This window comes from Sphaerotilus sp., from assembly GCF_031429695.1.
Taxonomy (GTDB): domain Bacteria; phylum Pseudomonadota; class Gammaproteobacteria; order Burkholderiales; family Burkholderiaceae_C; genus Sphaerotilus.
Window position 1 is genome coordinate 107,760 of the sequence record NZ_JANPAB010000107.1, and the last position, 15,345, is coordinate 123,104.

Below are 15,345 nucleotides of genomic sequence, written 5' to 3' on the forward strand. Positions count from 1 at the left end.
CGGCTCAAGGACTCCTGGCCGCCTCCCCATGCAGCCAGGTCAGAAACGCCTCCACCGTCGGCCGCTTCGCGTGGCGCGCCGGATAGACGGCGAAATGCGCCTTCACCCGGATCGCCTTGTCCAGCCCGAACACCGGCCGCAGCCGCCCCTCGGCGATGTGCCGGCCCGCCAGCGTGGCGCTTTCGAGGGCCACGCCCAGCCCCTGGATCGCCGCGTCCACCGCCATCAGCGCCCGGTCGAAGCGCAGCGAGATCCGCTCCGGGGCGCGCTGGCCAGCGTATTCGGCGAACCAGTCGGTCCACTGCACCACGTTGACGTTGCTCTGGATCAGCGGCACCTGCGGCAACTGCTCGATCTGCTTGAGCCGGTGTTCGCGGATGAAGGCCGGGCTGGCCAGCGGGACGATGCGCTCCTCGAACAGCGGCTCGATCACCACGTCCGGCCAGCGCGGCACGCCGTAGCGGATGTCGAGGTCGGCCTGTCCGAGGGCGAAATCGCTGTGGGTGTGCGCGGCGGACAGGTTCAGCGAGATGTCTGGACACGCCTGTGCGAAACCCTTGAGGCGCGGCATGAGCCACAGGCTGGCGATGCTGGGCGAGGAGTGGACGTACAGGCTGGTGCCGACGCCTTGCTTCAAGTCGTCGGTCGCTGCGGCGATGGCCGACAGCGCGCCACCGATGCGCCCCAGGTACTGCTCGCCGGCCGTGCTCAGCCGCACCCCATGCGCGCTGCGCTCCAGCAGCCGCACGCCCAGGTCCGCCTCCAGCCGGGCGATCTGGTGGCTGACCGCCGACGCCGTCAGGTGCAGTTCGGCCGCCGCCAGCGCAAAGCTGCGGCGGCGGGCGACCGCTTCGAAGGCCATCAGGTTGGCCACGGGCGGCATGTTGGCCATCGGGTCTTCCCTGTCGTTGAATGAAGATCCGTCATCTTAGGCTGATGACTCTTCGCTTGTCCTCATGCAAGGCAGCCGCGACCATGCGTGGCATTCCCGCCCCACAGACACACCTGCACTCAGGAGATTGACGCATGCTGCTCAAGGACAAAGTCGCCCTCATCACCGGCGGCGCCGGTCGCAACGGCCTCGGTTACGCCACCGCCCGGATGATGGCCGCACAGGGCGCCCGCGTGGTCATCCTCGACCTGGCCCGCGCCGAGCCGGCCGCCGCCGCCGCCGATCTCGGCGAGGGCCACCTGGGCGTCGTCGCCGACGTGACCGACAAGGCGTCCTGCGATGCCGCCGCCGCCGAAATTCTGCAGAAGCTGGGCCGCATCGACATCCTGGTCAACAACGCCGGCATCACCCAGCCGCGCAAGACGCTCGACATCACCGGCGCCGACTACGACGCCGTGCTCGACGTCAGCCTGCGCGGCACGCTCTACATGTCGCAGGCCGTGCTGCCCGCGATGCGCGAGCAGAAGTCCGGTTCGATCGTCTGCATCTCGTCGGTGAGTGCGCAGCGCGGCGGCGGTATCCTGGGCGGCCCGCACTACTCGGCAGCCAAGGCGGGCGTGCTCGGTCTGGCCCGGGCAATGGCGCGGGAATACGGCCACGACAACGTCCGCATCAACTGCGTGACGCCGGGCCTGATCGCCACCGACATCAACAAGGGCCTGATCCCGGACGACAAGCTGCAGGGCATCCTCGACGGCATCCCCCTGAACCGCATCGGCGAGCCGAACGACGTGGCCGGCTGCGTTGTCTTCCTGGCCAGCGACCTGGCCAAGTACCTGACCGGCGTGACGCTCGATGTCAACGGCGGCATGTTGATCCACTGATCGCCTGATCCCTGCCCCACCCCGCAACCCAGACCAAGATCCATAGGAGACAAGACATGATCGACCGCAACACCTTCACCCGCACCCTGTTCGCCCTTGCCATCAGCGCCCTCGTGCCGCTGTCCGCCCACGCCCAGGCCGCCATCAAGCTGACGCTGGGCCACGGTGCCGCCCCCGGCAACCCGCGCCACGAAGCCGCCGTCAAGTTCGCCGAGACGCTCAAGGCCAAGTCGGGCGGGCGCATCGAGGTACAGGTGGCGCCGTCCGCGCAGCTCGGCGACGACGCCGCGATGGTCACGGCGCTGCGCACGGGCGCGCTCGACATGTCGGCCAACTCGCAGGGCGCCGTGGCCAACGCAGTGCCGGAATACGCCGCCTTCGGCATGCCCTTCCTGTTCGCCAACCTGTCGCAGGCCTGGAAGCTGCTCGATGGCCCGCTGGGCAAGGAACTGGCGGACAAGAGCGCCGAGAAGGGCATGGTCGTGCTGGGCTACTGGGACAACGGCATCCGCCACATGAGCAACAGCAAGAAGCCGCTGCTCAAGCCGGAAGACCTGAAGGGCCTGAAGATGCGCACGCCGCCGGACGCCGTGACGGTGGACATCATGCAGGCGCTCGGGGCCGAGGCGCAGCAGATCAAGTTCGCCGAGCTGTACGTGGCGCTGCAGCAGGGCGTGGTGGACGGGCAGGAAAACCCGCTGATGAACATCCACGCCAGCAAGCTCTACGAAGTGCAGAAGTTCATCTCGCTGACGGGCCACAAGTACGAGATGACGCCCTTCCTGATGAGCAAGCGCACCTGGGACAAGCTCTCGGAAGCCGACCGCAAGGCGGTGCAGGAATCGGCGGTCGAGGCCACCGCGCTGCAGCGCCGCCTCTCGCAGGAAGCCGATGACAAGCTCATCGCCGACCTGAAGGCCAAGGGCGTGCGCGTGGACACCGTGGACAAGTCGGCCTTCGAGAAGAGCACAGCCAACGTCGATGACAAGTGGATGGCCAGCCCGATCGGGCCGTTCGTCAAGAAGGTCATCGCTGGCGCCCGCGCCAACTGACCCACGGCTGTACCGAGCTGACCCGCTGGCCGTTCTGGCCAGCGTTCCAACGTCTTACCAAGGGAGATGGCGATGACCCATGCTGACCAAGGCGCGAGCCTGCTTCAACGCGGCGTGACGGGGCTGTGCCGGGGCGTGCTGTGGGTGTCCACCTCGGTGATCTTCGTGATCCTGGTGGCCAACACGGTGTTGCGCTATGCCACCGGCTCCAGCCTGCAATGGGCCAACGAGGTGCCCGAGCTGCTGTTCCCGTGGCTGGTGATGGCCGGCGTGGTGCTGGCCGCGCAGCAGGGCGCGCACATCGCCACCACCTTCCTGATGGAGGCGGTGTCGCCGGCGGTCGGGCGCATCGTCGCCGTGCTGAGCTGGCTGGTGGTCGCGGGGCTGTATGGAACGCTGGTGGTCTCGACCTGGCGGATGCTGGAGATCGTGCATGACGAGAAGTCGCCGATCCTGCAACTGCCGGGGTCGATCACCTACGCCTGCGTGATGGTCGGCATGGCGCTGCTGGCGGTGCTGGCACTGCAGTCGGCGTGGCACGCCTGGACAACCCCCCCGACCGCCGCCGACCCGTCCGCCGAACCGGTCGTGCCGGTGGCGCACTGGTGAGCAGCATCCGTCCAACCCCCACACCCCCAACACCCGCGAAGACCTCGACATGAGCGCCCTCATCCTTCTCGTGTTCATGGGTGCGGCCATCGCGGCCATGCCCATCGCCCATGCACTGCTGCTCGCCGCCATGGCCGCCGCAGCCACCTCCGACAAGGTGCCGCTCGACCTGCTGGTGCAGCAGATGGTGGCCCAGGTGCAGAGCTTCCCGCTCATCGCCATCCCCTTCTTCATGCTGACCGGCACGCTGATGATGGGCGGCAAGCTCGGGGAAGCCTTGGTCGGCGTACTCTCGGCACTGATCGGCCGCTACCACGGCGGGCCGGCGCAGGTGGGCGTGCTGTCCTCGACGCTGTTCGGCGGCGTGTCCGGCTCGGCCGTGGCGGATGCCTCGGCCATCGGCTCACTGCTCATCCCCTGGCACCAGCGGCTGGGCTACCCGGCGGCGTTCTCGGCGGCCACGCTGGCGGCAGCAGCCACGATCGACATCCTGATCCCGCCGTCGATCCCGATGATCCTGTTCGCGCTGTCGTCCAACGCGTCGATCGCCTCGCTGTTCGTGGCGGGCGTGCTGCCGGGGCTGCTGATGTGCGCGGGCTTCATGGCGGCGTGCTGGTGGGTGGGCAAGCGGCGCAATTTCCCGCGCGACACCACGCCGTTCAACGCCACCGCCTTCGCCCGGCACCTCGCCTACGCCTCGCCGGCCGTGGTGCTGCCGGTGCTGATCATCATCTTCCTGCGCTTCGGCATCGCCACGCCGACCGAAGTCGCCGTGCTGTCCACGCTGTATGCCGGCGTGGTCTCGGCCGCGATCTACCGCGACCTCGACTGGAAGCGCCTGAACGCCGCCGTCATCGAGGCGGGTCTGGCCACGGGCGTGGTGCTGCTGGTGATCATGGCGTCGGCCGCGATCGGCTGGCTCCTCACCTTCGACCAGATGCCGCAAGGCGTCGTGCAGTGGGTGCAGCAGAACGTGCAGTCGAAGTGGCTGGTCATCCTGATGATGAACCTGCTGATGCTGTTCCTGGGCATGTTCATCGACCTGCCGGCCGCCGTGCTGCTGCTGACGCCCGTGTTCGTGCCGCTGGCCAACAGCATCGGCATGGACATGACGCAGCTCGGGATCATGATGGTCGTCAACCTCGCCATAGGTCTCTACACCCCGCCGGTCGGCACGACGCTGTTCATCACCAGCGCGCTGGCCAAGGTCAAGGTGGGCCAGACGGTGCGCGAACTCGGCCCGTTCTACCTCGTCGCGTTCTTCGTGCTGGCGCTCGTGTCCTACGTGCCGGCCAGCATCCTGCGCTGAACGCCCGCCACCCCTCTGCATCCCCCTGCTTTCGATCCGAAGGACTTTCCATGACCGACACGTCCGCCCGACTGGACGACCTGGACGGCCTCGCCGCCGCCGCCTGGCGGGTCCGCCGCTACGCGCTGCGCATGGGCGAGGTACAAGGCCAGGGCTATGTGGGCCAGGCCCTCGGCTGGGCCGATGTGCTGGCCGTCGCCTACCGCCACGCGCTGCGCCTGCAGCCTGACAACCCGCTCTGGGAAGGCCGCGACCGCTTCCTGCTCTCGCACGGCCACTACGCCATCGCCCACTATGCGGCGCTGATCGAAGCCGGCGTGCTGCCCGAAAGCGAGCTGGAGACCTACGGCAGCGACGACAGCCGCCTGCCCATGTCGGGCATGGCGACCTACACGCCCGGCATGGAGATGTCCGGTGGCTCGCTGGGCCAGGGGCTGGTCATCGGCGTCGGCATGGCGCTCGGGCTGAAGCAGAAGAAGAACCCGGCCTTCGTCTACAACTCGATGTCCGACGGCGAACTCGACGAAGGCTCGACCTGGGAAGCCGCGATGGGTGCCGCCCACCACCGGCTCGACAACCTGATCTGCCTGATCGACATCAACAACCAGCAGGCCGACGGCCCCTCCAGCAAGGTCATGGGCTTCGAGCCGCTGGCGGACAAGTGGGCGGCGTTCGGCTGGCATGTGCAGCGGGTGGATGGCAACGACCTGCCCGCCGTGCTGCAAGCCTTCGACAACGCGCGCCACCTCGCCGAGGCCAAGCCCCGCGTGATCCTGTTCGACACGCTGATGGGCAAGGGCGTGCCCTTCCTGGAAACCCGCGACAAGAACCACTTCATCCGCGTCGATCCGCCCGAGTGGCAGCTTGCCCTCGACCACCTCGACGCCACCGCGCCGCAAGGAGCCGCCGCATGAACGCCCCCGTGAACCCCACCGCGTCGGCCACCACGGTGACAAAGAAACCCCGCCTGACCACCTCGGCCATGATCGCCTCGATCGCCTCCGAGGGGCAGCGCGTCACCGCCGCCCCCTTCGGCAAGGCGCTGGTCGAACTCGCGGCGCAGCGGCCCGAGATCGTCGGCCTGACGGCGGACCTCGCCAAGTACACCGACCTGCACCTGTTCGCCCAAGCCTACCCCGACCGCTTCTACCAGATGGGCATGGCCGAGCAGCTCCTGATGGGTGCCGCGGGCGGCATGGCCAAGGAAGGGCTGGTGCCGTTCGCCACCACCTACGCGGTGTTCGGCACGCGCCGCGCCTACGACTTCATCCACCAGGTGATCGCCGAGGAACACCTCAACGTCAAGATCTGCTGCGCCCTGCCCGGCCTGACCACCGGCTACGGCCCCAGCCACCAGGCGACCGAAGATCTGGCGATGATGCGCGGCATCCCGGGGCTGACCATCGTCGATCCCAGCGACGCGCTCGACATCGAGCAGGCCGTGCCGCAGATCGCCGCGCACAAGGGGCCGGTCTACATGCGGCTGCTGCGGGGCCAGGTGCCGCGCGTGCTTGACGAGATCGAGGGCTACAAGTTCGAACTCGGCAAGGCCAAGCTGCTGCGCGACGGCGCGGACGTGCTGGTCATCTCCAGCGGCCTGCTGACGATGCGGGCGCTGGAGGTGGCGCAGGATCTGGCGGCAGACAACATCGGCGTGGCCGTGCTGCACTGCCCGACCATCAAGCCGCTGGACGAAGCCGCGATCGTCGAGGCCGTGCGCTACCAGCACCGGCTGGTGGTGGTGGCCGAGAACCACTCGGTCATCGGCGGCCTGGGCGAAGCGGTGGCGAGCACGCTGCTGCGCCACCGCGTGCAACCGGCCGGCTTCCAGCTCGCGGGCCTGCCGGACGCCTTCCTCGACGCCGGCGCCCTGCCCACGCTGCACGACCGCTACGGCATCAGCCGCGAAGTGCTCGGCACGCGCATCAAGACCTGGCTGCGTTGACATGACCGCTCCGACCCCGACCGCCCTCGCCCACGCCATCCGCTTCCTGGCCATCGACGCCATCGTGCGGGCTACCGAGGGCCACCAGGGGGTGCCGCTGGGCATGGCCGAAATCGCCACCGCCCTCTACACCCGGCACCTGAAGTTCAACCCCGCCGACCCGACCTGGCCCGACCGCGACCGCGTGGTGCTCTCGAACGGCCACGGCTCGATGCTGCTGTGGGCGCTGAACTACCTGACCGGCTACGAGAAGATTTCGCTCGACGAGATCCGGCGTTTCCGGGAACTGGGCGCGCACTGTGAAGGCCACCCGGAGTTCGACCCGAGCAAGGGCGTCGAAGTCACCACCGGCCCGCTCGGGCAAGGCATCGCCAACGCCTTCGGCATGGCGATCGCCGAAGCCTCGCAGCGCGCCCGCTTCGGCCCGGGGCTGGTCGATCATTTCACCTACGCTTTCGTCGGCGATGGCTGCCTGCAGGAGGGCATCGGGCAGGAGATGATCTCGCTGGCGGGCCACCTGCGGCTGGGGCGGCTGGCGCTGCTCTGGGACGACAACCAGATCACCGACGACGGCAGCACGGCGCTGTCGATCAGCGAGGACGTGGCCGAACGCTTCCGCGTGGCGGGCTGGCAGGTCGCCGAGGTGGACGGCCACGACATCGAAGCCGTGTCCGCCGCGCTGGAGGCGGCACGGCACGATCCCCGCCCGTCGCTGCTCGCCTGCCGCACCGTGATCGCTCGCGGGCTGGCGCGTTTGCAAGGGCAGCGCGGCGGCCACAGTGCGCGGCTCTTCACCGAAGACGCCGACGCCGCCCGGCAGTTGCTCGACTGGCCGCATGCGCCGTTCGAGACACCCGAGCCGGTGCTGCACGCCTGGCGCACGGCCGGCACGCGCAGCCACTCCGAGCACGCCGCCTGGACCACTCGCCGTGCCGCCCTGCCCACCGCCGAGCGCACCGAATTCGATCGCATCCTGGCCGGCGAGCTGCCCGCAGGCTGGCGCGAGACGCTGCACACGTACAAGCGTGAAGCCCTCGCCGCCCAGCGCATCCACGATGCCCCCGGCGGCATCCTCATCTCCGCCGACATCAACGACCGGCTGACCGACGTGCTGCCAGAGCGCATGGTCGGCTGCGCGGACCTGGAAGCGCCCACCAGCCACAAGCGGCGCCTGCACGCCTTCACCGCCGACGACCCGAGCGGCGCCTACGTCCACTGCGGCGTGCGCGAACACCTGATGGCGGCAATGGCCAATGGCATGGCGGCCCACGGCGGCGTCGTCCCGCTGGCCGTCACCTACCTCGCCTTCGCCGACTACGAGCGGCCGGCGATGCGCATGGCGGCGCTGATGGGCCTGCCGGTGAAGTTCGTCTTCAGCCACGACTCGATCGGCGTGGGCAAGAACGGCCCGACGCACCAGCCGGTGGAAATCCTGGCCTCGCTGCGCGCCATGCCCAACATGCTGGTGCTGCGTCCGGCCGACGCGGTGGAGGCCGCCGAGTGCTGGGAGGTCGCGCTGGAGCACCGCAGCGGCCCGGTCAGCCTGGTGTTCGCCCGGCAGGCGCTGCCCACGGTGCGCCGTCCGTCTGCTGAAGGTGAAGGCAAAAGCGACGACAGCGACAACCGCAGCCGCCGCGGTGGCTACGTGCTGGCAGAAGCCGAAGGCGGACCACGCGCCGCCACGCTGCTGGCGACCGGCTCCGAAGTCGCCATCGCCTTGAAGGCCCGGGGCCTGTTGCAGGCTGAGGGCGTGCCGACGGCCGTGGTGTCAATGCCGTGCTGCGAACGCTTCGACGCGCAGGACGCGGAGTACCGCCGGGCGGTGCTCGCGCCGGGGTCGGTGCGGGTGGCGATCGAGGCGGCGGTGCGCTTCGGCTGGGACCGCTACCTCGGCGACGAGGGCGGCTTCGTCGGCATGACCGGCTTCGGCGCCTCGGGGCCGGCGGATGCGCTGTACGAGAAGTTCGGCATCACCGCCGCAGCGGCGGCGGCGACCGTGCGGCAGTTGCTGGCGCAGCGGGCCTGAGCCGCCTCAGACGATCCGCCCCTTGTCGATGCGCAGGATGCGGTCACAGCGCCCGGCGAGTTCCGGGTCGTGCGTGACCAGCACGAACGCGGTGCCGCGCTCGCGGGCCAGCGCCAGCATCTGCGCGAAGACACCGCCGGCCGTCTCGCGGTCGAGGTTGCCGGTCGGCTCGTCCGCCAGCACACAGGCCGGGTCCGTCACCAGCGCCCGCGCGATCGCCACCCGCTGACGCTCGCCGCCGGAGAGTTCACCTGGCCGGTGCTCCAGCCGCTCGCCGAGGCCCATCAGCCGCAACTGCTGCGCCGCCCGCTCCCGCGCCTGCGCGATCGGCTGGCGGCGCATCAGCAGCGGCATCGCCACGTTGTCGATCGCGGTGAACTCGGGCAGCAGGTGGTGGAACTGGTAGACGAAACCGAGGTGCTGGTTGCGCCAGCGGCCTTGCTCGGTGGCGTTCATCGTCGCCATGTCGCGCCCGGCCAGCGTCACGCGCCCAGCGTTCGGCGCGTCCAGCCCGCCGAGCAGGTGCAGCAGCGTGCTCTTGCCCGAGCCGGACGCGCCGATGATCGCCACCGTCTCGCCCTTGCGGATCGCCAGATCGACACCGTGCAGCACGGTGACATCCAGCCCGCGCGGGCCACCCTCCTGGAAGCGCCGGGTCAGCCCCGCAGCCTGCAGGATCACCGAACCATCGTTCGCCACGTTCACTTCACTCATAACGCAGCGCCTCCGCCGGATTGACACGGCTGGCGCGCCAGCTCGGATACAGCGTCGCCACGAACGCCAGCACCAGCGAGATCACGCCGATCGGCACGATGTCGCTGGCCTGCGGATCGCTGGGCATGCGCGAGATCAGGTAGACGCTGCTCGGCAGGAAGCTCGCGTTGAACAGGCTTTCGAGCGCCGGCACGATCACCCCGACGTTGAACGCGATCACCAGCCCCAGCGCCAGCCCGGCCAGCGTACCCATCACCCCGGACGCGGCCCCCTGGACCATGAAGATGCCCATGACCGAGCGCGGACTCGCCCCCAGCGTGCGCAGGATGGCGATGTCGGCCTGCTTGTCGGTCACGGTCATCACCAGCGTCGAGACGAGGTTGAACGCCGCCACCGCGACGATGAGCGTCAGGATGATGAACATCATGCGTTTCTCGATCTGCACGGCGTCGTACCAGGCGGCGTTGGTGCGGGTCCAGTCGCGCACCTGGACCTGCGGGCCGAGCGTGGCGGTCAGCTCGGCCGAGACCTGGCGGGCCAACTGCTGGTCCTTCAGGCGCAACTGCACGCCCTGCGGACCGCCGGTGCGGAACAGGCGGGCCGCATCGTCGATGTGCATCAGCACCAGCCCGTTGTCGTATTCATAGTGCCCGGCATTGAACACCCCGACCACCGTCATCTGCTTCAGCCGTGGCACCACGCCGGCCGGCGTCGTCTGGCCGCTCGGCGTGACCAGCGTGACCGAATCGCCCTCGACCACGCCCATCGAGCGGGCCAGTTGCGCCCCCAGCACCACGCCCCAGGCGCCCGGCTGCAGCTTCTTCAGCACGGTGTCCTTGAGCTGCGCGGCCAGGGGGGTGACGTGCGATTCCTCCTCGGGCGAGATGCCGCGGACCATCACGCCGTGCATGTCCTCGCCGCGGGCCAGCAGCGCCTGCGCGGAAACAAACGGCGCGGCGGCCGCCACCTGCGGGTTCTTCAGCGCGGCCTCGGCCAGCGTCTGCCAGCGGTCGAGGCCGTTGCCGGTGGTGTCGAAGATCTCGACGTGGGCGATGACGCTGAGCATGCGGTCGCGGACTTCCTTCTGGAAGCCGTTCATCACGCTGAGCACGATGATCAGCGCCGCCACGCCGAGCGCGATGCCCAGCATGGAGACGCCGCTGATGAAGGAGATGAAGGCGTTGCGACGACCGGCGCGTCCTGCGCGGGTGTAACGCCAGCCGATTCGGACTTCGTAGGGCCAGTTCATGGGCGCGGATGCTACCCGAGGCGGCGGGGTCGATAATCCGCGCGCCATGCTCCATGCCCCCGCCCACCTGCTGATTGCCCACGCCAGCGCCGTTTCGGCCGCCGGACTCGCCGCATTGAACGTCCTGCGCCTGCCGAACCTCGACGCCCTGCTCGGCCGACTCGCGCCGCAGACCGACGCGACACCACGGCCCGACGACGACGAGTACACGCTCAGCGCCCCGCACGAGCGCGTGCTGGCCGAGGCACAGGGCTGGCACGGCGCCGACGGCCGCTGGCCCTGGGCGGCGGCCAGTGCGGTGGACGACGGACTGCGCGCCGATGACGACACCAGCGGCGCGCCTTGGGGCCTGATCACGCCGGTCCACTGGCACGTCGGCAGCGACCAGATCGCCCTGGTCGATCCGGCCGCGCTCGCGCTGACTGAAGCGGAGTCGCGCACCTTGTTCGATCTGCTGAAACCCTCGTTCGATGCCGAGGGCTGGTCGCTGCAGTGGGGTGCGCCGCTGCGCTGGTATGTGCGCCACCCGGCGTTGGCCGAGCTGCCGACCGCCTCGCTCGACCGCGCCATCGGCCGCAACCTCGACCTGTGGCTGAGCGACGCGCCGCAGACGCGCAAGCTGCGGCGACTGCAGGTCGAGGCACAGATGCTCTGGCATGAACACGACCTCAACGAAGCCCGCGAGGCCACCCACCAGCTCACGGTGAATTCGTTCTGGCTCAGCGGCTGCGGCCCGGCCCAGGCACGCCGGCCGATCGCGGACCTCGCCGTCGAGACGCGCCTGCGTGCTCCGCTGCTCGCCAACGAATGGGCGGAGTGGGTGGCAGCGTGGCACGCGCTGGATGCGGGGCCGGTCGCGGCATGGCGCCAGCGCGCCGAAGCGGGCGAGCGGGTCACGCTGACGCTGTGTGGCGAGCGGGTGGCACAGACATGGACACCGCGCCCGCAAGGCTGGTTCAGCCGCCTGCTCGGCCGATCCCGTCCGGTCAGTGCCGTCGCTGTCCTGCAATCCCTTTGAGCTGAACCCGAACCGCGAGCCGACCATGAGCACTCCCCAGATCGACATCCGCGACGTGCCGCCCCGCGCCGCCTGGGCGCTGGAGCAGGCCGGCGTTCACCCGCTGCTCGCCCGCCTCTACGCCGCCCGCGGCATCCGCAGCGCCGATGAACTCGACGACGGCCTGTCGCGCCTGCTGCCACCTTCGGCGATGGCGGGCACCGACGCCGCCGCCCGCCTGCTGGCCGACACGCTCGATGCGGGCGGCCACATCGTCGTCGTCGCCGACTACGACTGCGACGGCGCCACCGCCTGCGCTGTCGCGCTGCGCGGGCTGGCGATGCTGGGCGCGCAGCCGGGCACCTTGCACTACGTCGTGCCCGACCGCGCCATCCACGGCTACGGCCTCACGCCGACCATCGTCGATCTGGCGATGGAGCACCGCCCCGCCCTGCTGGTCACGGTGGACAACGGCATCGCGGGCCATGCCGGCGTGGACCGGGCACACGCGCTCGGCATCCGCGTGCTGGTGACCGACCACCACCTGCCCGCCGTGGACGAACACGGCGAGCCGACGCTGCCCGACGCCGACGTGATCGTCAACCCGAACCAGCCGGCCTGCACGTTCGAGAGCAAGGCGATTGCCGGGGTCGGCGTGATGTTCTATGTGCTGCTGGCGCTGCGGGCCGAGCTGCGCCAGCGCGGGCGATTCGATGCAGCGAACCAGCCGCGTCTCGATGCCCTGCTCGATCTGGTCGCGCTCGGCACGGTCGCCGACGTGGTGAAGCTCGACGCCAACAACCGCCGCCTCGTCGCGCAGGGCCTGAAGCGCATCCGCGCCGGGCGCATGCAGACCGGCGTGGCCGCGCTGTTCGCAGCCGCCGGGCGTGATCCGCAGCGGGCGAGCGCCACCGATTTCGGCTTCTCGCTTGGGCCCCGGCTGAACGCGGCCGGGCGGCTGGCGGACATGACGATCGGCATCACCTGCCTGCTCACCGACGACCCGACCCAGGCCGCAGAACTCGCCCGCCTGCTCGACAGCATCAACCGCGAGCGGCGCGAGGTCGAGGCCGGGATGCGCGAGCAGGCGGAGGTGCTGCTGGAGTCGCTGATGCCGAAGGGGGAACCGCCGGCCGCGGTGGTGCTGTTCGATCCCGAGTTCCACGAAGGCGTGGTCGGCATCGTCGCCGGGCGGCTGAAGGACCGGTTGCACCGCCCGACCTTCGTGTTCGCGGCGGGGGCGGACGGACTACTGAAAGGCTCAGGCCGGTCGATCCCCGGTTTTCATCTGCGCGATGCGCTGGACCTCGTGACCAAGCGGCATCCGGGCTTGCTGCGGCGCTTCGGCGGGCACTCGATGGCGGCCGGCTGCACGATCGAGGCCGACCACTTCGGCACCTTCGCCGAGGCGCTCAGGGCGGTCGCCGAGGAAGGGCTGGACGCCGCGACGCTCGACCACCGGCTGGCGACCGACGGGCCGCTCGATCCGCGCTGGTTCGACGCCGCCACGGTCGGGCTGCTGGATCAGCAGGTCTGGGGACAGGCGTTCGAGGCACCGCTGTTCGCCGACGAGGTGGAGGTGCTGCGGCAGAAACTGGTCGGCGAGAAGCACCTGAAGCTCAGCGTGCGGCTGCACGGGCAGGTGCGCGATGCCATCTGGTTCGGGCAGATCGAGCCGGTGGGCGAGCGGGTGCGGCTGGCCTACCGGCTGGCGCTGGATACCTGGCAGGGCCAGATGCGGGTTCAGATGCTGGTGGTCTCGGCCGGCTGAACCACCTGCCGCAACTTGATCGCGGCCACCGATGTGCGCAGCGACGCGGCCTGCGTCGCCAGCGATTCGGCAGAGACCGACGATTGCTCGACCATGTCCACGTTCTGGCGCGTGATGGCGTCGAGTTCATTCACGCTGGTGCTGACCTGCTCCAGCGCACAGTTCTGGGCCTGGCTGGCGGCGGTGATGCCGGTCAGTCGCGTGGAGATGTCGTCCACCCCGCTGATGACCGAAGTCAGGCGCGCGCCCGCGTCTTCGATGGACCGCAGCGAATGGCCGGTCTGCTCGGTGGTGGATTCGATCAGGCCGCGCACTTCGGCCGCCGCATCGCCGCAGCGGTTGGCCAACTGCCGGATCTCGCCGGCCACGACCGAAAACCCCTTGCCCGCCTCGCCTGCCCGTGCGGCCTCGATCGAGGCGTTGATGGCCAGCAGATTGGTCTGGAACGCGATGTCGTCGATGACCGCGTTGACCTCTGCGACCCGGTTCACGCTCTGCTCCAGCGTGTGCATGACCTGGATGGACTCGGCCATCGCCGCACTGCCGAGCGCGGCGTCGTCACGCAGGTGTGCGGTCAGCCGCTGCAGTGCGTCGGCCGCGGCGGTGTTGTTGCCCACGGCCTGGCTGAGCTGCTGCACCGTCAGCAGGGTGCGCCGCAGGCTGCTGGCCTGCGTATCGGTGCGCTGCGACAAGGCCCGCCCGTCGCCTGCCACCGAGGCACCCGCCCGGTCCACCCCGACCGCGCTGCCCCGGATCTCGCCGACCAGCGACGACAGCCGCTCGCTCATGCGCTCCAGCTCGACGCCGACCGCGGCCAGCTCGTCCCGGCCCTCGATGCGCACCTGCATCGACAGATCGCCGTTGGTCACCGCCACCAGACTGGCCATCACCTGCCGCAGCGATCCCATGAAGCTGGTGTAGAAGCTCAGGCCAAGATAGAGCACACCGAGCAGGCCCAGTGCCACCGCCAGCCCCTGTCCCCACAGCCGCTGCTGCAGGCCCTGGATGCGCTGGTCGAGCCGCAAGTCGAGCTGGACCCAAAGCTCCTCGTCAAAGCGCCACAGCGCCTGCAAGGCCTCCATGCCCGCCGCGTGGTAGGGCGCGGCTTCTGCGCTGACGGCCTCGGGTTCGAAGTTGGCACGGGTCAGGGACAGCATGCGCCCGGTGGCATCGGACGCCGGACGCACTCCCTCGGAAATCTCGACGCCGGTGCGGGCGAGTGCCTGCAACTGCAGCACCACGTCCTCGGCCGAGCGCTGTGCGTCATCGGCGAGGTTGAGCATGATCGTGCGCTCGCGAACCGACGAATCGCGCAGCAACAGCTCGCCACCCTGCACATCGAGCCGCCCGATCGCATCCATCCACGGCAGCATCCGTTCGATGCCCAGATCCATCATGAAATAAGTGTCTGCGCGCGGGTCGAACAGCAGCTGCGAACGCTCGCCGATCAGCTTCAGCAGGTGGCGCAGGCGTTCGGCCTGCACCCCCTGTTCGGCCATCGCCTCGGTGCGGCGCTCGGACAGGTGTCCATCGGCCAGCGCCACCAGCCGGGCACGCTCGGCTGGCCAGAGGTCATCCAGGGCAAAGGTCGTCGTCTGCGCCAGGACCTCGTCCGTGCGCTGCACCGCCTGGCGCAGCTTGGCCCGCAGGGCATCGCGCGCGGGCGTCAGCGCCACTGCGCCGGCCGCCACCTGGTTGGACACGCTGCGGTGCGTCTGGACCAGCAGCGCCAGCTCGGTCACCTGCTGCGCCAGCACGGCGCCTTCGCGCTCCGCCCGGGCGACGGCCATGTCGTCGCGCGCCTGAAGCATCGCCAGCGCCAGCAGCAGGAACAGCGGTATCGCCAGCATCGCCCCCACCAGACCCATCTTGGCGGGCATGCGCATGGCGCGCATGA

At 69.8% G+C, this 15,345-nt stretch carries 13 protein-coding genes; 9 read left to right on the forward strand and 4 right to left on the reverse strand.

Annotated elements, in window-relative coordinates:
- Positions 1 to 4: 4 nt before the first annotated feature.
- On the reverse strand, positions 5 to 892 hold the full coding sequence (locus tag RMP06_RS20360) for a LysR substrate-binding domain-containing protein (protein WP_310463611.1): 888 nt from the start codon (positions 890 to 892) through the stop codon (positions 5 to 7).
- 134 nt (positions 893 to 1,026) lie between these two features.
- On the opposite strand from RMP06_RS20360, the gene RMP06_RS20365 reads away from it, so the two are divergent.
- From RMP06_RS20365 to RMP06_RS20395, 7 genes are all read left to right on the forward strand, one after another.
- A complete protein-coding gene (locus RMP06_RS20365) occupies positions 1,027 to 1,776 on the forward strand; it encodes an SDR family NAD(P)-dependent oxidoreductase (protein ID WP_310463612.1) in 750 nt (249 codons plus the stop codon).
- Between the two features lie 56 nt (positions 1,777 to 1,832).
- Positions 1,833 to 2,828: a TRAP transporter substrate-binding protein gene (locus tag RMP06_RS20370; RefSeq protein ID WP_310463613.1), complete on the forward strand. Its 996-nt coding sequence runs from the start codon at positions 1,833 to 1,835 to the stop codon at positions 2,826 to 2,828.
- Positions 2,829 to 2,900: 72 nt separating this feature from the next.
- Complete coding sequence (locus RMP06_RS20375) at positions 2,901 to 3,437, forward strand: TRAP transporter small permease (RefSeq protein ID WP_310463614.1); 537 nt, start codon at positions 2,901 to 2,903, stop codon at positions 3,435 to 3,437.
- Between the two features lie 49 nt (positions 3,438 to 3,486).
- The gene (locus RMP06_RS20380) at positions 3,487 to 4,746 is read left to right on the forward strand and encodes a TRAP transporter large permease (protein ID WP_310463615.1); all 1,260 of its coding nucleotides are present in this window, start codon (positions 3,487 to 3,489) and stop codon (positions 4,744 to 4,746) included.
- 50 nt (positions 4,747 to 4,796) lie between these two features.
- Positions 4,797 to 5,660 (forward strand): transketolase, encoded by an 864-nt coding sequence (locus tag RMP06_RS20385; RefSeq protein WP_310463616.1) that lies wholly within the window; start codon positions 4,797 to 4,799, stop codon positions 5,658 to 5,660.
- Positions 5,657 to 6,691, forward strand: coding sequence for a transketolase family protein (locus RMP06_RS20390; protein WP_310463617.1), 1,035 nt, complete (start codon positions 5,657 to 5,659; stop codon positions 6,689 to 6,691). Before RMP06_RS20385 ends, RMP06_RS20390 begins: the two co-directional genes overlap by 4 nt.
- Position 6,692: 1 nt before the next feature.
- Positions 6,693 to 8,717 (forward strand): transketolase family protein, encoded by a 2,025-nt coding sequence (locus RMP06_RS20395; protein ID WP_310463618.1) that lies wholly within the window; start codon positions 6,693 to 6,695, stop codon positions 8,715 to 8,717.
- Positions 8,718 to 8,723: 6 nt separating this feature from the next.
- Here RMP06_RS20395 and RMP06_RS20400 read toward each other — a convergent pair whose 3' ends face one another.
- Both RMP06_RS20400 and RMP06_RS20405 read right to left on the reverse strand, forming a co-directional pair.
- Positions 8,724 to 9,431: an ABC transporter ATP-binding protein gene (locus RMP06_RS20400; protein WP_310463619.1), complete on the reverse strand. Its 708-nt coding sequence runs from the start codon at positions 9,429 to 9,431 to the stop codon at positions 8,724 to 8,726.
- Positions 9,424 to 10,680: a lipoprotein-releasing ABC transporter permease subunit gene (locus RMP06_RS20405; protein WP_310463620.1), complete on the reverse strand. Its 1,257-nt coding sequence runs from the start codon at positions 10,678 to 10,680 to the stop codon at positions 9,424 to 9,426. Before RMP06_RS20405 ends, RMP06_RS20400 begins: the two co-directional genes overlap by 8 nt.
- A gap of 46 nt (positions 10,681 to 10,726) precedes the next feature.
- Here RMP06_RS20405 and RMP06_RS20410 point away from each other — a divergent pair, with 46 nt between their 5' ends.
- Positions 10,727 to 11,698 carry a hypothetical protein gene (locus tag RMP06_RS20410; RefSeq protein ID WP_310463621.1) on the forward strand — a complete coding sequence of 324 codons (972 nt, stop codon included), beginning with the start codon at positions 10,727 to 10,729 and terminating at the stop codon, positions 11,696 to 11,698.
- A gap of 25 nt (positions 11,699 to 11,723) precedes the next feature.
- Positions 11,724 to 13,448, forward strand: coding sequence for a single-stranded-DNA-specific exonuclease RecJ (gene recJ, locus RMP06_RS20415; RefSeq protein ID WP_310463622.1), 1,725 nt, complete (start codon positions 11,724 to 11,726; stop codon positions 13,446 to 13,448).
- Here the strand turns inward: recJ and RMP06_RS20420 are convergent.
- A complete protein-coding gene (locus tag RMP06_RS20420; RefSeq protein ID WP_310463623.1) occupies positions 13,421 to 15,334 on the reverse strand; it encodes a methyl-accepting chemotaxis protein in 1,914 nt (637 codons plus the stop codon). The two genes, recJ and RMP06_RS20420, sit on opposite strands and share 28 nt — an antisense overlap.
- Positions 15,335 to 15,345: the final 11 nt, after the last annotated feature.